Below are 21,740 nucleotides of genomic sequence, written 5' to 3' on the forward strand. Positions count from 1 at the left end.
ATTTGAAGGAGTGTATAAATTTAATGCCGATTACAGCATTTAATAGAATCAATTCTTTTTTGACTAAATCTTTATTAATACTATGTCTCATTATCTTGTCATGGATTACGTGGGAATCATATCTCACAATTAGCGATAAACTAGACGTTCCAAATTCAGTAGGTCTTCCTATTATGATTGGAATTGGGCTCGTTTTTCTTATAGTAGCGTGCTTAATAAATAAATATATGTCATCGCTAACATTCGTGATTTCACTTACTTTATTAGCTTTTATCGTTCGCTTAATTTGGATTCTACAAATACCAAGCGTACCTTTATCAGATTTTGCAATAATGTATAATAGCGCTATTCAAGCTGCCCACGGTGATTTTAGTTTTACAAATACTATATATTTCACTTCGTGGGTGTATCAACTTGGATTTACGATGTATGAAGCGCTCATTATAAAGATTTTTGGAGAAGGAATATTCGCTTTACAATTTTTAAATGTCCTATTTTGTACGGGAACTACAATATTTGTTTATAAAATCACTGCGAAAACATTTAATGAATGGTCCGGACGTATCGCTGGATTGATGTATGCATTATATATTCCAAGTATTATGCTAAGTTCTGTGTTAACAAATCAACATCTAGCTACTTTCTTCTTTTACTTTGGATTTTATTTATTAGTAACTAAAGGATTGCAAAGTGAATATATGTGGATTTTCATTGGTATCTTATTATCTTTAGGGGACATTATGCGACCACTTGGTATGTTAATTTTAATTGCTGTTGCTATTTACATCTTCCTACATGGAATGCTGGGGAAACCTAAAAAAATCATTTTCAATTCTTTTAAGAAATTATGTGGGATTTTTATTGTTTTCTACTTAGTTCACTACATGATAAGCTTTGCATTTATCTCTTCTGGAATTACACAATATCCATTATCGAATCGCGATCCTCTTTGGAAATTTGTAGTCGGTCTTAACCATGAAACAAAGGGTGGGTATTCCCATGAAGACGCAGGCCATATTATGTCTCTAGAGATTGGCGAAGAACGCACTTTAGAAGAAAAGAAAATTATTAAAGAACGATTAGCTGACAAGGACAAGGTTATATCATTATTTGAAGAGAAGTTTGCACTTATGTGGGGTGATACCGATTCTTCACCATCATGGAGCTTATATACACCTAACTTTGAAATTCTGGATGGGATGCAAGATTTAAAAGAGAATGCTATTCTATATGAGCGCTATATGTATACAGCTGCGATGTTCTTCGGAATAATAGCGATTCTTTACCTTATAGTAACAAAACAAGACAATCTTCATTACACATTATTCTTACTACTAATTGTTGGATATGTATTAATTCATCTATTAATTGAATACCAAACTAGATACAGGTATTTCATAATACCAAGTTTCAGCATAATACAAAGTTATGGGATATACGTATGTTTTCAATACGTTCGAAAATTCAAAAGAAATTAAGTGCAAAGTACCTCCTTTTCAACCTTGGAGATACTTTCTTATAAATAAATAATATGAAGTTCAAAAATATGTTATACTATCTACTGGTATCTTTTTTCCTATACCACCTAAATTTATATATTTTATAAAAATGAGGATAATATTATGGAGAAACTCTTAAAGTTTGGTTTAGTAGGAATCTTTAATACGCTCATTACAATTATTAGCTTTTGGATATTATTAAAATTTGGAATGAACTACCTTATTGCGAATACCATTGCCTATTTAATTGGTGTTGCCAATAGCTACTATTGGAATAAAAATTGGGTGTTTAAACCTAATAATAAAAGCACGTCAATGTTCTTTAAATTTCTAACTGTAAATTTAATTGTATTGGCTTTTAATACATTATGTTTATTTATATTAGTAGATAAACTTGCCTTTAATGCGCTAATTGCACAGATTTTCGCAATTGGTGTCGGAATGGTTATCAATTTTGTCCTTAATAAAATTTGGACATTCAACCAAACTGAAAAGGCTACTAATTAAACTTAAACAACTTATTAAAACTACGGAGGATACAACATGCAAAAATTAATTTCGGTTGTAGTTCCTATGTACTTCGAGGAAGAAGTAGCGCAGGAATGTTATAACCGTTTAAAGTCCGTTATGCTTCAAAATGATATTAATTACGAGTTTGTCTTTGTAAACGACGGTAGCACAGACCGTACAATGGAAATCTTATCTGAGATTGCATCAAATGATTACCGTACAAAAATCGTTAATTTCGCGCGTAACTTTGGACATCAAGTAGCCGTTACAGCTGGTATTGCTGCTGCAAAAGGTGATGCTATTGTAATTATAGATGCAGACTTACAAGATCCACCTGAAGTTATTCCTGAACTTATTGCAAAATGGGAAGAAGGATATGAAGTTGTTTATGCAAAACGTAAACAACGTAAAGGTGAAACTTGGTTTAAACTTTTAACAGCTAAGTATTTCTATAAATTCTTAAATTACATGTCCGATATCGATATCCCAAAAGATACTGGTGATTTCCGAATCATCGATCGTAAAGTAGCTGATGTTTTCAATCAAATGACTGAGCGCAATCGTTTCATTCGTGGGATGATGTCTTGGGTTGGCTTCCGCCAAACGTATGTTGAATATGAACGTGACGAGCGCTTTGCTGGTGAAACAAAATACCCATTGAAGAAAATGATTAAATTTGCATCTGATGGCATTATTGCGTTTTCAACAAAACCGTTACGTATAGTTATGACTTTAGGCTTATTATCAGTTCTCATTTCAATAATTGTCTTAGTATATACAATTACTGTGAAAATTATTGGCTCTGGTACGCAAACAGGTTGGGCATCTATTATGGTCGCTATTACATTCTTTAGCGGTATTCAGTTACTTGGCCTTGGAATCGTCGGTCAATATATTGCTCGTATTTATGACGAAAGTAAAAACCGTCCAATTTATATCGTGAAAGAAACAATTAACCTTGAAAAAGAAGAGACTGTACAGAAAAAAGAAATAGTGAATATATAATAAAAAGGTAACAATGAAAGCCATCATTGTTACCTTTTTATATTGTAATACTCCATAATCCGCAAGCGAAATTCCTTTAAATTTGGATATATCTCTAAGTTAGATAACATCCCTTGAATGACTGGAATTCTAGGGTTTGACCTCATTTCTGACTCTAAAACATCTAATGTAACAAGCAATTCATCATCTTCTAATTGATCAGCTAATGTTCGCTTAAACACAATGATTTCTTTTAAAAAACGTTCTTTAACTTGCTCCTTAATAAGGTCTGATTTACAAACAAACTCCCCAAGCCCTTCTTCGTGTAGAACAGGTTCTTCCAAAGATTCTATGAGCCCATCTACTAAATGATCTATCCTTTTTAAAATAAATATCGATACATAGGACAAATCAATTTCTAGTGCTTGTAAAATAATTAATTCTAAATACCCACGGCATATACCTTCTACCATAATTACTAAATCCAATAAATATGGCATAACCTTTTCACCATAAATGGACAATAAACTATTCCGATAAAATGCATGAGACTCTAACTTCATCCGCATCATAAATTCTTCCACTTCTTTATTAAACGGAATGGCATTTTCTCTTGCATGCATAATAATAAACTCTTTATGTTTTTGCACATCAGTAAACTGAAAGTATAATTGCTTTTCAAATTTTTCACGTGGTAGTAAAGACTCTTTTTCAATATCCAGCATTTTCTTTTGGATTTTTTCATAATAATATCGAAGCGTCGCTAATAAAAGCTCATCTTTCGATTTAAAGTACAAATAAAAAGCTCCCTTTGAAATACCACAAGTGGTGACGATTTCTTGTACCGACGTTGCATTTACACCCTTAGTCGCAAATAACTTCATAGCCGCTTCTATAATTAAACGCTCTTTTTCTTTCATATCTTCTCTCCTAAATTTAATCTCGCATCTTATTATAAATGTATTATACCATCTCTTTTTATTGACGATTGACCAACTGGTCAGTTATATTATGTATTAGACTGACCAGTTGGTCAATACAATAAAAAGGGAGCGCAAACATGAACAAAATCATCAATTTCTCGTTAAAAAATAAGTTCGCAGTTTGGCTACTAACCATTATTGTTACTATTGCAGGGATCTACTCTGGACTCAATATGAAGCTAGAAACAATTCCTGATATTACAACACCGATTGTAACAGTAACTACGGTCTATCCTGGTGCTACACCAGAAGAAGTAGCTGATAAAGTTTCAAAGCCGATGGAAGAACAACTACAAAATTTAAGCGGTGTTAACGTTGTAAGCTCATCATCTTTTCAAAACGCATCTTCTATTCAAGTAGAATACGATTTTGATAAAAATATGGAAAAAGCAGAAACAGAAATTAAAGAAGCTCTCACAAATGTAAAACTCCCAGAAGGTGTTAAAGATCCTAAAGTTTCACGAGTAAACTTCAATGCTTTCCCAGTTATTTCGTTAAGCGTAGCAAGCAAGAATGAATCTTTAGCTACCTTAACTGAAAATGTAGAAAAAAATGTTGTACCAGGATTAAAAGGACTTGATGGTGTTGCATCTGTCCAAATTGCTGGCCAACAAGTAGATGGAGTACAGCTTGTCTTCAAGAAAGATAAAATGAAAGAACTAGGACTAAGTGAAGATACTGTAAAAAATGTGATTAAGGGATCGGATGTATCTTTACCACTTGGCTTATACACATTTAAAGACACGGAAAAATCAGTTGTTGTAGATGGCAATATTACAACGATTAAAGCATTAAAAGAACTTAAAATCCCAGCTATACCTTCCTCACCTAACGGTCAAGGTAGTCAAAATGCTGGCGCTGGTGCACAAACACCGCAAATGAATCCAGCTGCTATGAACGGGATTCCAACAGTTACATTAGACGAAATTGCTGACATTAAAGAAGTTGGGAAAGCAGAATCCATTTCTCGAACAAATGGAAAAGAAGCAATTGGAATTCAAATTGTGAAGGCCTCCGATGCAAATACAGTTGATGTTGTAAATGCAGTAAAAGATAAAGTAAAAGATCTTGAGAAAAAATATAAAGATTTAGAGATCATTTCAACATTCGACCAAGGTGCACCTATTGAAAAATCAGTTGAAACAATGCTAAGCAAAGCAATTTTCGGTGCTATCTTTGCGATTGTTATTATTATGCTGTTCCTACGAAATATTCGAACAACGTTAATCTCTGTCGTTTCAATACCACTTTCTTTATTAATTGCTGTTTTAGTCATAAAGCAAATGGATATTACGCTTAACATTATGACACTTGGAGCAATGACCGTTGCTATAGGCCGCGTTGTCGATGACTCAATTGTTGTTATTGAAAATATTTACCGACGTATGTCGTTATCAGAAGAGAAATTGCGCGGAAAAGATTTAATTCGTGAAGCTACGAAAGAAATGTTTATCCCAATTATGTCTTCTACCATTGTAACAATTGCTGTATTTTTACCACTTGGACTAGTAAAAGGTATGATTGGTGAAATGTTCTTACCATTTGCCTTAACTATCGTCTTCGCTTTATTAGCATCATTACTAGTAGCTGTTACAATCGTACCGATGCTAGCTCACTCTTTATTTAAGAAAGAGAGTATGAGGGAAAAAGAAGTACATCATGAAGAAAAGCCAAGTAAATTAGCAAATGGTTATAAACGCATACTTGCATGGGCTTTAAATCACAAAATTATTACATCAAGTATCGCTGTCCTTCTATTGGTTGGTAGTCTTGCACTTGTACCAATTATCGGTGTAAGTTTCTTACCTTCTGAAGAAGAAAAAATGATTATTGCAACATATAATCCTGAACCAGGTCAAACGTTAGAAGACGTTGAAAAAATTGCAACAAAAGCTGAGAAGCACTTCCAAGATAATAAAGACGTCAAAACAATTCAGTTCTCATTAGGTGGAGAGAATCCAATGAGTCCTGGTCAATCAAACCAAGCAATGTTCTTCGTGCAATATGATAACGACACGAAAAACTTCGAAAAAGAGAAAGAACAAGTCGTTAAAGATTTACAGAAGATGTCTGGCAAAGGCGAATGGAAAAACCAAGACTTCGGAGCAAGTGGCGGTAGTAATGAAATTAAACTATACGTTTACGGAGATAGCTCAGAAGACATTAAGCCTGTCGTAAAAGATATTCAAAATATCATGAAGAAAAATAAAGACTTAAAAGATATAGATTCTAGTATTGCAAAAACATATGCAGAGTACACTTTAGTCGCAGATCAAGAAAAGCTAAGTAAAATGGGCTTAACGGCTGCTCAAATTGGAATGGGACTTTCTAATCAACATGATCGCCCTGTTCTGACAACAATTAAAAAAGACGGTAAAGATATCAATGTATATGTAGAAGCTGAAAAACAAAATTATGAAACAATCGATGACTTAACAAATCGCAAAATTACAACACCACTTGGTAATGAAGTAGCTGTGAAAGATGTTATGACTGTAAAAGAAGGTGAAACATCGAATACAGTAACACACCGAGATGGACGCGTTTATGCAGAGGTTAGTGCAAAACTAACATCTGATGACGTTTCAAAAGCATCTGCTGCAGTCCAAAAAGAAGTAGATAAAATGGATCTTCCTTCCGGTGTAGATGTTTCTATGGGCGGTGTTACTAAAGATATTGAAGAATCATTCAAACAACTGGGCTTAGCGATGTTAGCTGCGATTGCCATTGTATACTTCGTTCTTGTCGTTACATTTGGCGGTGCTCTTGCACCATTCGCAATTTTATTCTCGCTACCATTCACAATTATTGGGGCTCTTGTTGCCTTATTAATCTCTGGTGAAACATTAAGTGTATCTGCAATGATTGGTGCGCTTATGTTAATCGGTATCGTTGTAACAAACGCAATCGTGCTTATCGACCGCGTTATTCATAAAGAAAATGAAGGTCTATCAACACGTGAAGCTTTATTAGAAGCTGGTGCAACACGCCTTCGTCCAATTTTAATGACTGCAATTGCAACAATCGGTGCTCTTATCCCGCTTGCATTAGGATTTGAAGGTAGTGGCTTAATTTCTAAAGGACTTGGTGTAACAGTAATTGGTGGATTAACAAGTTCAACGTTATTAACACTTCTTATTGTTCCAATCGTTTATGAAGTATTAAGCAAGTTCAAAAAGAAAAAAGCAAAATAACAAAAAAATAACCTCGCTAACTGCGAGGTTATTTTTTATTTCCAAACAAGATTAGGAAATCGCCATAGCCTTCTTTCTCTAATTCCTCTTTTGGAATAAATCGAAGAGCTGCGGAATTAATACAGTAACGAAGGCCATTTGGTCCTGGACCGTCTGGAAATACGTGCCCAAGATGTGAGTCTCCTTCTTTACTTCTCACTTCTGTACGTGTCATATTATGACTCACATCCATCTTTTCTTTCACACTTGCTGACATAACTGGTTTTGTAAAACTAGGCCATCCACATCCACTATCAAATTTGTCTAGAGAAGTAAACAGCGGCTCACCTGAAACGATGTCTACATAAAGACCTTCCTCTTTATGGTTCCAATACTTATTTCGAAATGGTGGTTCTGTACCATTTTCCTGTGTTACATAAAACTGCATCTCATTGAGTTTTTCTTTTAAATGAGCATTATCCTTTGGCCAATGTTGCTTAATAAAAGCATCTCGTCCTGAGCCTTTACGATATAACTCATAGCGGAATGTGTTTTTCTTATGATATCCTTGGTGATATTCTTCAGCTGGATAAAATGTAGCTGCTGGTAGTATTTTTGTCGCAATTGGTTTTGAAAAGCGTCCACTCTGCTCAAGCTCTTCTTTTGAGGCCTCAGCTTTTTTATGTTGTTCTTCATTATGATAAAAAATCACCGTTTCATAAGACTGCCCGCGGTCGTGGAATTGTCCCCCAATATCAGTCGGATCAATTTGTCTCCAATATATATTTAACAATTCCTCATACGGCATTTTATTTGCATCAAATGTAATTTGTACTGCTTCATAATGTCCTGTTGTTTCTGAGCACACTTCTTTATACGTTGGGTCCTCTTTATGACCGCCTGTATAACCTGAAACAACCTGTATAATTCCCTCCATCTCTTCAAATGGAGAAACCATACACCAGAAACACCCTCCAGCAAATGTAGCCAATTCTACCTTTTCATTTACAGCCATTACTTCACCCCTATTCTATATTCTCCTTACAGTATGGCATAAGAAACATAATGTTATAAAAGAAAAAGCATCGAACATCGATGCTTTTTCTCTACTTCACTTTATTTTGTTCCAACATCCTTCTCAATTTCATCACTTGTCACGTCTAAAACATCTAGTAAGAAAATGAAGATTGGAATACCGATAATCAGTCCCCATACACCTAAGAAGTGCTCTGAGAAAATTAATACCATAAAAGTATAGAAAATCGGTAAATTTGTTTTTTGCGACATAAACTTCGGATTTAATACGTAACTTTCAAGCGCATGAATCACTGTTACGATAACTAAAATATAAACAACGTACATAATACCGCCAATATTGTAAGCAATCATACAAAGTGGGAATAACGAAATGATAACCCCCGCTACTGGAATTAATCCAAGCAAGAAAATCATTAATGCTAAACCTAATAATTGCGGGAATCCTAATATCCATAGTGCAATCACGGATAAAACACAGTTAACAACTGCAATTAAAAATTGTGCTTCGATTACTTTTCCGAATGAACGTGCAAATTTCTTACCGAAGTACTCAATTTCAGTATAGAAAATTGCAAGCCTGCTTTCTTTAAACTTTGCAGTAAAACCAACAATACGAGATTTTTCTAGTAAGAAAAACAAACTCAAAATTAAAGAAAGTAAAACTTGAAGACCAAATTTACCAACATTCGTAATTGATTTATACAAAATGTCTACGCCTTGTCCTACATATTTAGAAAGCTCCATATGATTGACAGCATTAACTGCATACTTAATTAGTTCACTATCTGGTGGGTTTCTTAAAAATACATTGAATTGGTAAATCAATTGTGAAATTTGTATCGTTAATACTGGTAAATATTTAAATAGCGTAATAGCAATTCCACCAATTAACATTACATATAGAAATGCTATAATAATTTTTCGATTAATAGGCATGAAATGATCTAATTTGCGGGAAATAAACTTTTGGAATCGATCCATTAAATACGTGAGAATAAACGTAATTAATATTAAATTCAACATACTTTGCAGCCCGTATAACACGAGAGCAAGTATTACTAATACGAGTAACCTCTGAAATCCTTTGCTTTGAAACAGGTTTTTTATTTGCATAATCGACGAATACTCTCTCCTGTCCTATAAACTAAAACGTTAATAAGTAGATTTCTCTCTCTTTTCTACTTTTAATTATTCATTCATATTAAGATTTTTATAAACTCATTATATGCCTACCTTAACAGGTATATAGTAGCTTACTTCTTATTTTACAATACAATGACCTAATTCAAAACGTATTCTACATAGTATTAATGAAGATTTAAGGAAACTTACATTTTTTTAAATAGGTCTTACCACTACTGTAACATAAAAAGCAAGCTATCAGTAGAAATCTGTCCTACAAATAGCTTGCTTCTCTTATTTTTTAAGTAAGTTTTACTATCCAATGAATGGCATGAACATCGGGATGACAACTACTGTTACAACCCCAACTACCGTTACAGCGATACTTGCCATCGCTGCCTCTACCTCACCCATTTCAATTCCTACTGCAACTCCTAATGCATGGCCCGCTGTTCCAAGTGCTAAACCTTTTGCAATCGGATGCTTCACTCTAAATGTTTTTAAGAATAATGCTCCTAATGCGTATACGATAACTGCGTTGAAAATAACCGCAAACGATGTAATTGCAGGAATACCACCAATACTTTCTGAAATTGGTAACGCAATTGCTGTTGTTGCTGCTTGTGGTAGCATTGAATTCATTACTGCTGTATCTAAACCGATTGCTTTTGCAACAATGAACACAACAATTACTGAACAAATAGATCCAACCACGATAGCTGATAAAATTTGCCACCAATATTTTTTCAACTTATCAACTTGTTTATATAGTGGGATAGCGAATGCAATTGTTGCTGGCTCTAAGAAGAAACTAATCATTTTTCCACCAGTATTATATTCTTCAAAAGTAAAGTTACCTACCTTTAGAAAGACAATCCCTAATACCATCGCTACGAATAATGGTGTAAATAGGAAGAACCCTTTTGAATGCTTGAATAATAATGTTCCGATTCCGTATGCGATTAATGAAACGACGATTCCGAAATATGGAGTCATTGTGCTTGCCATGTTCATTACCTCCTAACAATATATAAATTCAATGGTTACGCAACCTTTCCGTGCTTGCGTCCTTTATTTACTATTTTCAATTCTTTTGTATCTTCTGTTTCTTTTTCATCTTTTCCTAAAATGAATTGTGCAAATAATCCTGTTACAGCGAGTAAAATAACTGTTGCTACAACAATTACAGTTAAAATTTGTACAAAGTATTGCCCCATTACACCAAGAGAATTAATAACTGAAATACCTGATGGGACGAAAAGGAATCCGATAATGCCGGTTAAAGCTGTTCCAAGTGATTCAACTTGCTCCAATTTAATTACTTTTAAACATAATAGACTAAATAAAATAACTAACCCGATTACCGATGAAGGCATTGGAATTGGTAAATGCGTTGCAATAATATTTGAAATTAACATAATAGCTGAGAATATAAATGCTTGTGATAAGAAACTATATACTTTTTTCGTACTCATTTTGGCCACCTCTTTCGATTTGGTACCTTTATTGTATAGGATATAAACACTAAAGTAAGCGTTTACATAACAGAACGTCAAATATACAGAATCAGTTACAAATATAAAAGGATGAAATACAAAAGCTGCTTCTTAAATACGAAGCAGCTTCTTGAGTTCTTTTGCATATGTACGGCTAACAGGTACTTTCGATCCTTCTTTCATGATTAAATTATAAGTAGAATTGAACCATGGCTGAATTTCAGTAATATGATTAATATTCGCAATAAAGCTACGATGGATGCGCATGAAGCTTGCTTGTGGTAACTTCTTCTCTAAAATTACAAGTGTATCATGTGTTACATACGTTTCCCTCATTGTTTTTACTGTTACTTTCCCATCTACAAGCCCTACATATATAATGTCTTCAATATTCACAAGTACGATTGATTCTTCAATTGGTAATGCTAATTTATGCATCTCTGCTGCTACATCTGTCCCCTTTATTTCGTGCTTCGTTTCTATTTGCGCTTGTTTTTGTTTTTTATACTTCTTTAATGTTTGCACAATACGTTCTTCATCAAATGGTTTTAAAATGTAGTCTAACGCATCTACTTCAAATGCTTGCAGCGCATATTGATCATAGGCAGTAGCAAATACAATTGCAGGTGGATTTTTCATCTTCTTTAATATATTCGCGATTTCAAATCCGTTATCATCGGATAATTGAATATCTAAAAACACAATATCTGGTCTACTTTGCATTAGTTCTTCTAATGCGTCTTCCACACAATCAGCCTCACCAACTATCTCAACTTCTTTCGTTCTCTCTAATAAATACTTTAGTTCATCACGTGCTAACATTTCATCGTCAACTACTAATACTTTTAACACCCGGCTCTTCCTCCCCTACTTTTTTTGGAATAATAAAGGTAATCTCCGTCCCTTTATTTAATTCACTTTCGATATGAAGCATCGTTTCTTTCCCAAATAACCCAATAAGACGTTCATTAATATTATATAAAGCTGTTCCAGTCCCTTTCTTTGATGAAACTACCATCTTTCCTAATTGTTCTAAACGTTCTTCCTCAATTCCCTGTCCATTATCTTTTACTTCAAAGTGAACCATACCCTCTTTTTCAAAAACATGCACTTCCACTTCGCATATTGGTTGCTTCTTCGGAAAAGCATGTCGCAGTGCATTTTCAACCAATAGTTGAAGAACAAATGGTGGTACTAAAGTTGTCTTTAGCTCATCCTCAATATACATCTTTACCTCATACTTATTTGGGAACCTTGCTTGTTCTAATGATAAGTATGCCTGTACGTGGTTTAATTCTTGCTCTAGTGGAATCAATAACTGACGTGCCCCTTGCAAATTACAACGAAAATACACGCTCAGCTGTAATAATAACTTCCTTGCTTTTTCTACATCTGTTCGGCATAAAGCTGATACTGTATTAATCGCATTAAATAAAAAGTGCGGGTTAATTTGTGCTTGTAATGCTTTTATCTCCGCATCTTGAAGTAATTTACTTTGCAACTCAGCTTCTCCTAACTCTAACTGCGTGGAGAATATCTTTGCTAACCCCTCTGCTAATTCTTCTTCAACGCGACTTAACTGGTTAGAATTTTTGAAATACAGTTTTAATGTACCTATCGTATTTCCATGTGAAGTTAGTGGAATAACAATAGCGGCTTGTAAGGGACAGCTTTCATGTTGGCAATTAATAACCTCACGTGATTTCGCCTTCATTATTTGTCCTGTATGTAAAACCTCTTTTGATAAACCAGTTATTAAACTATGTGAAGGAATATGGTGATCTGATGCTAATCCAACGTGCGCTAATATTTTCTCTGTATCTGTTAAAGATACCGCATCCGTTCCTGTAAAGCGGTGAATAATTTGTGCCACATGCTTACACGATTCTTCTGTTAAACCTTGACGAAAATACGGTAACGTTTTATCAGCAATACGCAATACTTTATGAGTCTGAAGTGCTTTTGCATTCTCCTCCTGACGCAAAATAGCTTGTATCATAGAAAGTAAAATAAAACTTCCAAAACTATTTACAAGAATCATCGGTATCGCTATTGTTTTCACAACGCTAATTCCATCCTCTATAATTAATAAAATCATAACCATTTCTAAAGATACGATAAAAACACTTAAAACTGCTGAAAACTTAGGAGTAATTGTACGATTATATTTTTTGAAAATATATCCGATATAACCAGTTATAATCCCCGCTAAAATAGAAGAGATTGCGCAGCTTAGCGCCGTCGTACCACCAAGCATATAACGATGAATACCAGCAATAAACCCTACTCCAACCCCTACGATAGGGCCACCAAGTAAGCCACTAATACCAACACCCATAATACGCGTATTCGCAATTGTACTTGACGAAGAAACACCTTGTAACCAATTTTCATTCATAATCGTATTTCCTGCTATTTCAATCCCAGTGTAATTGCTTACAATTGTAAATACCGAAAAAATACAAATAAGCTTAAGCTTATCTACATAGCCATCCTGTTTATGAAGGAGACGTCTGAAAGTTTTAATATGAGAGAGTAAAAATCCTAAAATAACTATAAGTCCGACTCGTTCAATCATCATGAGTACTAAATTTAGCATCTTTGATTCATTCCTTTTTATTTAGTTAGTTTTATTATGGGAAAATAATGAAGTCGGCGTCAAGAAGAACGAAATGTTTTTTGAAATATTTTACACATAATAACTTCCTCTTTATTTGACAATACAATAGAAGAGTGCTAAAAATAAAGTAATATAATACAGTCCTTTAACCCAACCCCGTGAGGTTGAGAAGGAAGTCGGAATACAATATACGTATGTTCTTTTCTTGGGGATACGTATGCTTTTTTGGCCTTCTCATCATATCAGGTGAGAAGGCCTTTTGTTATTCTTCCATAGCGACTGTAGAAAATAAGGAGGAGTAATAATGAACGTCACTACTGATGTACAACAAATAACAGAGGAGACGAAAGCGAAAAGATATAAAACATTATTTGGTTCTGCGCTAGGATATGCAGCAGAAGGTTTAGATATGTTGCTATTATCTTTCGTACTTGTCTATATTTTAAAAGAGTTTCACTTAAGTCCTGTTGAAGGTGGAAACTTAACATTAGCTACCACAATAGGGATGTTAATTGGTTCTTATTTATTTGGATTTATTGCTGATTTATTTGGACGTATTCGTACAATGGCCTTCACAATCTTACTGTTTTCACTAGCAACCGCACTCATTTATTTCGCAACAGACTACTGGCAATTATTAATTCTTCGCTTTTTAGTTGGAATGGGAGTTGGTGGTGAATTCGGAATCGGAATGGCCATTGTAACAGAAACATGGTCTAAAGAAATGCGTGCTAAAGCGACATCTGTTGTTGCACTTGGATGGCAATTTGGTGTACTGGTTGCTTCACTCCTTCCAGCATTTATTGTCCCGCATTTTGGATGGAGAGCCGTTTTCTTATTTGGATTAATTCCAGCTTTACTAGCTGTCTATGTCCGTAAAAGTTTAAGTGAACCGAAAATATGGGAGCAAAAACAACGCTACAAAAAAGAACTATTACAAAAAGAAGCTGCAGGTAAATTAACACCTACTGAAGCAGAACAACTAAAACATATAAAAAAATTCCCACTTCGAAAGTTATTTGCCAGTAAAAAAGTAACAATCACAACAATCGGGCTTATTATTATGTCATTTATCCAGAACTTCGGATATTACGGAATCTTCACATGGATGCCAACTATTTTAGCAAATAAATATAACTATACATTAGCAAAAGCAAGTGGCTGGATGTTCATTTCTACCATCGGTATGCTAATTGGAATTGCAACCTTTGGTATTCTAGCTGATAAAATTGGTCGTCGTAAAACTTTTGCAATTTATTATATTGGCGGTACAGTATACTGTCTCATTTACTTCTTCTTATTCACAGATTCAACATTATTATTATGGGGAAGTGCATTGCTTGGATTCTTTGCAAATGGAATGATGGGAGGATTTGGGGCAATTTTAGCTGAAAACTATCCTGCTGAAGCTCGCTCTACCGCAGAAAACTTTATTTTCGGTACAGGACGTGGATTAGCTGGATTTGGGCCTGTTATCATCGGCTTACTCGCTACAGGTGGCAACCTACTTGGAGCATTGTCCCTGATTTTTATCATCTACCCAATCGGGTTAATTACAATGCTACTATGTGTACCAGAAACAAAGGGAAAAGTATTAGATTAAACGTAAAAGAGGAAGCATCTCATTTAAGATGCTTCCTCTTTTACGTTTTTATTTATTTTGATTTACTAGCCTTCTGAAATAAGAATGCAGTTTTATCTTCTTCTTTTACAATACCTTGTTTTAATGCTAATTCTCCCGCAACTTTAGGCGCTAACCATAGCATCGGGAATAACAAAATTGATACCGGAACTGCCGTCACTACGATAAACGATTGTAGCGCATTAATACTTCCTTCACCCATATATAAAAGAATTGCTGCAACTGCTCCCATAATAAGCGACCAAAATATTCGCAAACTAATTCTAGGATCTCCGTCTCCAGTCACTGCCATTGAAATGGAATACGCCATTGAATCTCCTGTTGTCACTACAAATAAAATTGTTAATAAAAGAAATGCTGGTCCAATAATATTAGAAAGTGGCAATTGTCCTGTAATTGCAATCATAGCTGCCGGCATACCAGATTCACTTAATGCATCCGAGATAGAACCAGGATTCATTAACTCATAAAACACACCTGATCCACCTAATATAGTAAACCAAAACGTTGTAATAATAGGTGCGATAATTCCAATTGCAACGATGATTTCTCGAATCGTTCTCCCTCTTGAAATTCGACTCACTAAAATTGCCATCATTGGTCCGTATCCAATAAACCATCCCCAGAAAAATATTGTCCAAGATCCTAACCAACTTGTATCACCACGGTATGTGCTCATCGGTATAAACTCACTTACATAAAATCCAAACGAAGAAACAAACGAATCAATAATAAATCCACCTGGCCCAAATAGTAATATGAATGCCATTAACAAAATTGCTAATCTAACATTTAAATTACTTATAATTTGAATCCCTTTATCAATACCTGTTACTGCCGATATGGTAGACACGGCCACTACACAAACAATAATTGCTAATTGAGTAGTAAATACATCAGAAATTCCAAATAATTCTTGTAACCCATAACTTGCTTGTAAACCTAAAAATCCAATTGGGCCAATTGTACCTGCAGCTACTGCAATAATTGCAGCTGCATCAATTATCGTTCCAAGCAGGCTCTTTCTTAATTTTTCCCCAAAAATAGGATATAAAAGCGTTCGAGGTTTTAGCGGCATACCTTTATGATAATGTCCATACATCATAACTACTGCACTAATTGTACCTAAAATCGTCCATGCTAAAAATCCCCAATGCATATAACTTTGTGCTAAAGCAGGCATAACTGCTTCTTTCGTTCCAGCAGATATACCATCATGTATTGGTGGCACCGTCATCAAATGGTACATTGGCTCTGCTGCTGCCCAAAAAACGCCACCTCCGGCAAGTAAGGTAGACATAATAATAGCAAGCCATTTTGCCGTACTAATCTCAGGTTTTTCTAATCCCCCAAGTTTAACTCTCCCATATTTGGAGAACGCCATACACATCGCAACAATAAATGTACCTAATAATAAAACTTGCCAGAAGGCACCAAAATATTTAATTGAAAAAGCGAAACTGTTATTAATCGCACTCTCTACATAATCCTTGTTCAAAAAAACTGCAATTACAAATAATAAAAGTGAACCACCGCTAATAATAAATACAGGCCAATCAGTTTTTCGACTCTTCATCCTCATTTACACTTCCTCCTTCCTCAGCAATCTAAAAAAACAACTTTATTATGTTTTATTGTTTAAACCCAAAACACAATAATTATATATGCATAACATTTTATCGACTTCCCACATACTTATGTTGTCCCTAAAAATATGCCAAATCCCTTATTAAAAAGAAAAAATCTCTTTCTCTTACATAAAAAAGCAAAACAAAAGACCTTATATTTCTATAAGGTCTTCGAAACAGAAATTTGATTATAACATAAGGAACTCCTTGGTTCAAAAATCCTCTTCCAAAAATAACCGAGAGTAAAGGCTTCCATTTGCTACATAACAGTAATTAAAAAAAATATATTTTGCAGAAAAAAACTGCACTAAATATTATTTATGAAAGAAATTTGGCTTCAAAATTTCATTCGGATACGGTTTATGATAAATATGAGTGGTAGCTGGAGATAATGGTGGAATAAGCCACACCCAATTACCTGTTACAACACGACCACAAGCAGCTTCTTGCTTCTCAAATTGCTGAAATTGTTGTGCAGCAGTATGATGATCAACAATACTAACTCCTTGTTTTTTAAAAGAGTGTAGTACGGCAATATTCAACTCAATTAGCGCCTTATCCTTCCATAACGTACCGTTTCTCGATGTATCTAAATCCATCATCTCCGCAACAGCCGGAAGTAAATTATAACGATCATGATCCGCTAAGTTGCGCGCCCCAATTTCTGTTCCCATATACCATCCATTGAACGGAGCGGCTGTATAAGAAATACCGCCAATTTCTAAGCGCATATCTGAAATCATTGGAACCCCATACCATTTTGCTCCAAGTGATGAAATAGGGTATTCTGGGTGTTCAATTGGCACTTCTTTTACTTCTTTCCTCGGAATTTCTTTATATGTAGGCGCCTTCCCGTTTATAGAAAATACAAGTGGCAATACATCGAAATTCGTACCTTCTCCTTGCCAGCCAAGCTCCTGACAAAAGTCCGTAAATGTAGCGGAATGCGAGTCACCGATCACTCCCATTTCTGTTTTATATCCTGCATATCGAATCAATTGGTGATTATAAATTCGTATATTATTTTCCTCACCTTGATATTGCTTAAAAATCGTAATAGTTGGTTTAATTTTCCCCTCGTTCGTTGCATATTTAATATGATGAATTAATGCATTATATACACCCTCTTCATCATTTACTTCGCGCGCATCTAATATGTGCATCTTACTCCAAAATAGTCTTCCAATACATCTATTACTGTTACGCCATGCCATTCGTGAACCATGAACAAGTTCTTCAAATGTATGCTCATATGTCCCTGTCTTCTCTATCTCAATTTGAATTTCTTTTATACGTTCTTCTATCAATTGTTCTTTATGAAGCTCCTTATAACAAATCGTAATAAAATTACTTGCTTCCTCTATTAATTGTTTCGTTTTACTCATAAACAATCTCCTTCTATTTCAACAAAACCTTGCTACTTTACAGTATAAGCAAAAAAGATAGGAGTCACAAATGAAATTGAGAGTGTTACTTTTATTGTAATATTTTTCAGAAAATTAACAGACTTACTATTGACTTATATGGAAAATGGGTGTATTTTTGACTCAGGTAAAGTATTTTTACCTAGACCAACTTTTTTAAATAGAAAGGAGGTAATGTTATGTCTTCATTTCAATTGCCAAAGCTTTCATATGACTATGATGAACTAGAGCCACATATCGATAGCAATACACTTTCCATTCATCATGGAAAGCACCATGCGACATACGTAAACAATTTAAATGCTACTTTAGAAAATTATACTGAATTACATAATAAATCTTTAGAAGAATTGCTATGTAATTTAGATGCTTTACCGAAGGAAATTGTTACAGCTGTAAGAAATAACGGTGGTGGTCACTATTGTCATAGTCTTTTTTGGGAAGTGATGAGCCCACGAGGTGGCGGTGAGCCTAATGGAGACGTTGCAAAAGTAATTGATTATTATTTCAATACCTTTGACAACTTAAAAGATCAACTTTCCAAAGCAGCTATTAGTCGTTTTGGAAGTGGCTATGGATGGCTTGTTCTTGACGGTGAGGAACTCTCTGTTATGAGTACACCAAATCAAGATACGCCTTTGCAAGAAGGGAAAATCCCCTTACTCGTAATTGATGTATGGGAACATGCTTATTATTTAAAGTATCAAAATCGGCGCCCAGAGTTTGTTACCAATTGGTGGCATACAGTAAACTGGGACCAAGTAAACGAGAAGTATTTACAAGCAATTCAATCACAAAAACATTAGTCGTATGTATAAGGTAAATTTGGTAATGTAAAATCAGTATTGTCGAAATCCTCCAGAATCCCCCGGATTGCCACCGGGGGATTTATGATTACTTCATTGTATTTATATAATGTTTTAAAACATTTTTTATTTCTAGTTTCAGCTCTCGGAACAAAAATCCAAATTTACGAGCCTTTCCATTATGTAACGTACAGTTAGTTACCTCATTATAAGGAGCTATATTTTCTCCAGCTTCCTGGATGAGTGCTTTTATTCCCGTCTTCTCTTCTATGAAATGAATAATTTCTTCCGTAGAAACTACCCCGTTACTACAGGCGTTAATTGGTCCTTTCACATTTTCCATTCCGCACCAAGCTAGAAACTCTCCTGCCTCTTTTTCATGTATAAATGACAAAGTTCCATCTACATGATCCACAACAATAGGTTTTTGGTTCACAACACATTCAACGTAAAATTGTAACCTTTTGGTATAGTCATTTTCTCCAATAACAACTGGAAAACGCACTGCAACGACTGGGAATGTTGCATATTGAAATAAAACCGCTTCGGCTAATCGCTTTCCTTCACTATAATTAAAATCATTTCTATCTCCATATGTAATTGCATATTCGTATGGATTAAAGTCCTCTTCTAACAAACTTAATGCAGGTTCATAGACAGCCATTGAAGATGTCATAATATACTTCTTCGTTTTTCCTTTCAAAACTTCACATACCATTTTCGCTGCATTTGAACTATAGCATAAATTATCGTATACAATATCATAACTTTTTCCTTCTAGACGCTCTTCTAGTAGCTTTCTATCTTCTCTATCGACAATTATTCTTTTTACTGCGCTACCAAAAGAATCTTCAGTAACTCCCCTTGTGGCAATTGTTACATCGTGTCCAGCTTGCAAAAGGTACTCTACTAAATGTTTACCAAAAAACCTTGTTCCTCCTAGCACCAACACTTTCTTCAATTTCATCATCCCCATTTTCATGATTTATGAGATACCACCTCTTTTATTATAAAACGCTAATATATATAAAAGCATGAAATCAGTTTAACGATTCCATGCTTTTATGCAGATCATATATTAACGTACTCGATATTTATAAATACAATAACAGAAGTACAAAATAGAAATTACTGATACATAAACCCATAGTTCATATACGAATCCCTCTCCCCATACTCCCATAAAATAAAATAGTGAAGGTAAAGTCAATGTTACCCATGATTGTACGAAGGCAATCCTTCCAAGATATTGATTGATGTTCTTCTTTTGTGTATTTAATACAAAGAATAAATACCAAAGTAATGCCCACATAAACCACGTTAATGCATTAACAACATCATGGAATTGAACAAATGAAACAACCATATAGAATAAAGCAATAATTGCTACCCAAATACAAAACCATCCTAGACCACTACTATCCATTCCTTTTATAAAAGTAACACCTACATATAAATAAGTTAATCCAAATAAGAAAGTAGCCGCATATGAATACACTGTCCAATTGCTTTGGTCAGAAATCATGATCAAATAAAACGGAATAATAATTTGTAGTGCACCCACAAATAAATTAAAAACACCCGCACTTTTCATCTCTGCTTTCCCTAATATAACAAGACTATTTAAAAATAAAGCTGCCCCTGAAAGTAATAATCCTATATAACCCATATATATTCGTGTGAAAATCTTTACCTTTCACACTTTTAACCTCCCCACACTATAAAGTGATACTGATATTATTTTTCTTCCTATTTAAAACTACATACATAATTTTTCATCTGAATAAGTCAGACCTCCTACCTCAAAAAAGAGGACACTTAAAACGCTTTCAATAATAAATAATCCTATCAAAATATGAAATAGGATTCCTTGATTATAAACGGACTCTAGCAATGATACAAGTGTTGGAATACTTTTCAATAATACGCTTTCAATTTCTATAAAAAATTAATAAAATAATACATTCCTCTATCTCATTCTACTATCTTCTAGCATAAGATATTGTAAAATCATATCATTTTAAGAAAGGTTTGATATTTATGCCTCTTCATTATCCAAATCATTCTGTTTTTCACTCTACAGGTGTGTTAACGAGAGAACCTGCAACTATTTCAGCAGTCGTAAACATTGTAAATTTAGATGCATATTACGCTCACTATGTAAATATAGAAGTGTGGGATTGGTCTAATTATTCTAATCCTGTAAAGTTACCTGTATTAATTGGTGAAAATATAGAAGTAGAATTCCCATATGTTTTACAAGGCAATCATCTCGCAGTCTTGTATGCTAATTTAGATGAGACTGTTGATTTGTATGAAATACGTATTTCTTATCCCGCTCACTCCAATATTATTGCAAATTGTTTCGGACGAAGTCTCCCACCATATACAAGTCAAGAGGGAAACACAGTATATCACAAACAGCTTGTTCGAATTCATTAATTCCTCCTATTATGTAATAGGTGATGGTCCGTAATACATTCTTTCTTATGAGAAAATTGTATTACGGACCTAAAACGCGATAGTACCCCTTAGCAGTTTTTGATTGTTTCAAATCCTCAATTTTGTATAAGGAATAGGCTTGAATCAAAACCTTTAATTTCTTTTAATAAATTTACATACGCTCGCTGAAATTGCTCTTGTGTTGCTGGCTGATCATAAAGTAGGGGTTTTACGGGCAGTTGATTCCCCATCTATATCCTTTCCGATAATTTTCCTTATTTATAACAATAACTTTGTAGCACTTTTCAAATCTCCATTCCCTTACTACTAGGCTATATTAAATACAATTTCGTTCTAAGACGAAAAATAGAAC

The 21,740-nt window shown here is 34.3% G+C and carries 18 protein-coding genes; 7 read left to right on the forward strand and 11 right to left on the reverse strand.

Features of this window, described 5'->3' with window-relative positions; translation table 11 throughout:
* Positions 1 to 23 precede the first annotated feature (23 nt).
* The 3 genes from MHH27_RS27995 (at position 24) to MHH27_RS28005 (ending at position 3,014) form a co-directional block, all read left to right on the forward strand.
* On the forward strand, positions 24 to 1,478 hold the full coding sequence (locus MHH27_RS27995) for a glycosyltransferase family 39 protein (RefSeq protein WP_098835654.1): 1,455 nt from the start codon (positions 24 to 26) through the stop codon (positions 1,476 to 1,478).
* Between the two features lie 144 nt (positions 1,479 to 1,622).
* Positions 1,623 to 2,006, forward strand: coding sequence for a GtrA family protein (locus tag MHH27_RS28000; protein ID WP_000413280.1), 384 nt, complete (start codon positions 1,623 to 1,625; stop codon positions 2,004 to 2,006).
* A gap of 36 nt (positions 2,007 to 2,042) precedes the next feature.
* Positions 2,043 to 3,014: a glycosyltransferase family 2 protein gene (locus tag MHH27_RS28005; protein WP_001170716.1), complete on the forward strand. Its 972-nt coding sequence runs from the start codon at positions 2,043 to 2,045 to the stop codon at positions 3,012 to 3,014.
* A gap of 29 nt (positions 3,015 to 3,043) precedes the next feature.
* Here MHH27_RS28005 and MHH27_RS28010 read toward each other — a convergent pair whose 3' ends face one another.
* Positions 3,044 to 3,913, reverse strand: coding sequence for a TetR/AcrR family transcriptional regulator (locus tag MHH27_RS28010; protein WP_098835656.1), 870 nt, complete (start codon positions 3,911 to 3,913; stop codon positions 3,044 to 3,046).
* A gap of 140 nt (positions 3,914 to 4,053) precedes the next feature.
* Between MHH27_RS28010 and MHH27_RS28015 the strand changes: the two genes are divergently transcribed.
* A complete protein-coding gene (locus tag MHH27_RS28015) occupies positions 4,054 to 7,170 on the forward strand; it encodes an efflux RND transporter permease subunit (protein WP_340944772.1) in 3,117 nt (1,038 codons plus the stop codon).
* Between the two features lie 28 nt (positions 7,171 to 7,198).
* On the opposite strand, the gene msrB is transcribed toward MHH27_RS28015, so the two are convergent.
* From msrB to lytS, 6 genes are all read right to left on the reverse strand, one after another.
* Positions 7,199 to 8,164: a peptide-methionine (R)-S-oxide reductase MsrB gene (gene msrB / locus MHH27_RS28020; protein ID WP_340944773.1), complete on the reverse strand. Its 966-nt coding sequence runs from the start codon at positions 8,162 to 8,164 to the stop codon at positions 7,199 to 7,201.
* Positions 8,165 to 8,265: 101 nt separating this feature from the next.
* Positions 8,266 to 9,300 carry an AI-2E family transporter gene (locus MHH27_RS28025; protein ID WP_001166009.1) on the reverse strand — a complete coding sequence of 345 codons (1,035 nt, stop codon included), beginning with the start codon at positions 9,298 to 9,300 and terminating at the stop codon, positions 8,266 to 8,268.
* Positions 9,301 to 9,624: 324 nt separating this feature from the next.
* A complete protein-coding gene (gene lrgB, locus MHH27_RS28030) occupies positions 9,625 to 10,317 on the reverse strand; it encodes an antiholin-like protein LrgB (protein WP_000168869.1) in 693 nt (230 codons plus the stop codon).
* Between the two features lie 35 nt (positions 10,318 to 10,352).
* Complete coding sequence (lrgA, locus tag MHH27_RS28035) at positions 10,353 to 10,784, reverse strand: antiholin-like murein hydrolase modulator LrgA (protein ID WP_053563271.1); 432 nt, start codon at positions 10,782 to 10,784, stop codon at positions 10,353 to 10,355.
* Between the two features lie 132 nt (positions 10,785 to 10,916).
* A complete protein-coding gene (locus MHH27_RS28040; protein WP_000921848.1) occupies positions 10,917 to 11,657 on the reverse strand; it encodes a LytR/AlgR family response regulator transcription factor in 741 nt (246 codons plus the stop codon).
* The gene (gene lytS / locus MHH27_RS28045) at positions 11,635 to 13,404 is read right to left on the reverse strand and encodes a two-component system sensor histidine kinase LytS (protein WP_000933592.1); all 1,770 of its coding nucleotides are present in this window, start codon (positions 13,402 to 13,404) and stop codon (positions 11,635 to 11,637) included. The genes MHH27_RS28040 and lytS overlap by 23 nt, the downstream gene beginning before the upstream one ends.
* A 325-nt stretch (positions 13,405 to 13,729) precedes the next feature.
* Between lytS and MHH27_RS28050 the strand changes: the two genes are divergently transcribed.
* On the forward strand, positions 13,730 to 15,028 hold the full coding sequence (locus MHH27_RS28050) for an MFS transporter (RefSeq protein WP_016513283.1): 1,299 nt from the start codon (positions 13,730 to 13,732) through the stop codon (positions 15,026 to 15,028).
* 52 nt (positions 15,029 to 15,080) lie between these two features.
* Here MHH27_RS28050 and MHH27_RS28055 read toward each other — a convergent pair whose 3' ends face one another.
* Together MHH27_RS28055 and MHH27_RS28060 are read right to left on the reverse strand one after the other, a co-directional pair.
* Positions 15,081 to 16,649, reverse strand: coding sequence for a BCCT family transporter (locus tag MHH27_RS28055; protein ID WP_001242450.1), 1,569 nt, complete (start codon positions 16,647 to 16,649; stop codon positions 15,081 to 15,083).
* A 360-nt stretch (positions 16,650 to 17,009) separates the two neighbouring features.
* Positions 17,010 to 18,080, reverse strand: coding sequence for a nitric oxide synthase oxygenase (locus MHH27_RS28060; protein WP_090978335.1), 1,071 nt, complete (start codon positions 18,078 to 18,080; stop codon positions 17,010 to 17,012).
* 218 nt (positions 18,081 to 18,298) lie between these two features.
* Here MHH27_RS28060 and sodA point away from each other — a divergent pair, with 218 nt between their 5' ends.
* Positions 18,299 to 18,925 carry a superoxide dismutase [Mn] gene (gene sodA, locus MHH27_RS28065; RefSeq protein ID WP_000094037.1) on the forward strand — a complete coding sequence of 209 codons (627 nt, stop codon included), beginning with the start codon at positions 18,299 to 18,301 and terminating at the stop codon, positions 18,923 to 18,925.
* Between the two features lie 88 nt (positions 18,926 to 19,013).
* On the opposite strand, the gene MHH27_RS28070 is transcribed toward sodA, so the two are convergent.
* Both MHH27_RS28070 and MHH27_RS28075 read right to left on the reverse strand, forming a co-directional pair.
* Positions 19,014 to 19,907 carry an NAD-dependent epimerase/dehydratase family protein gene (locus MHH27_RS28070; RefSeq protein WP_100910525.1) on the reverse strand — a complete coding sequence of 298 codons (894 nt, stop codon included), beginning with the start codon at positions 19,905 to 19,907 and terminating at the stop codon, positions 19,014 to 19,016.
* A gap of 96 nt (positions 19,908 to 20,003) precedes the next feature.
* Positions 20,004 to 20,594 carry an AmiS/UreI family transporter gene (locus tag MHH27_RS28075; RefSeq protein ID WP_000540540.1) on the reverse strand — a complete coding sequence of 197 codons (591 nt, stop codon included), beginning with the start codon at positions 20,592 to 20,594 and terminating at the stop codon, positions 20,004 to 20,006.
* 371 nt (positions 20,595 to 20,965) lie between these two features.
* Here MHH27_RS28075 and MHH27_RS28080 point away from each other — a divergent pair, with 371 nt between their 5' ends.
* Positions 20,966 to 21,367, forward strand: a complete 402-nt coding sequence (locus tag MHH27_RS28080) for a hypothetical protein (protein ID WP_090978339.1) — start codon at positions 20,966 to 20,968, stop codon at positions 21,365 to 21,367.
* Positions 21,368 to 21,740 lie beyond the last annotated feature (373 nt).

Origin of the sequence: Bacillus sp. FSL L8-0152 (assembly GCF_038006365.1) — a bacterium.
Classification (GTDB): Bacteria; Bacillota; Bacilli; order Bacillales; family Bacillaceae_G; genus Bacillus_A; species Bacillus_A cereus.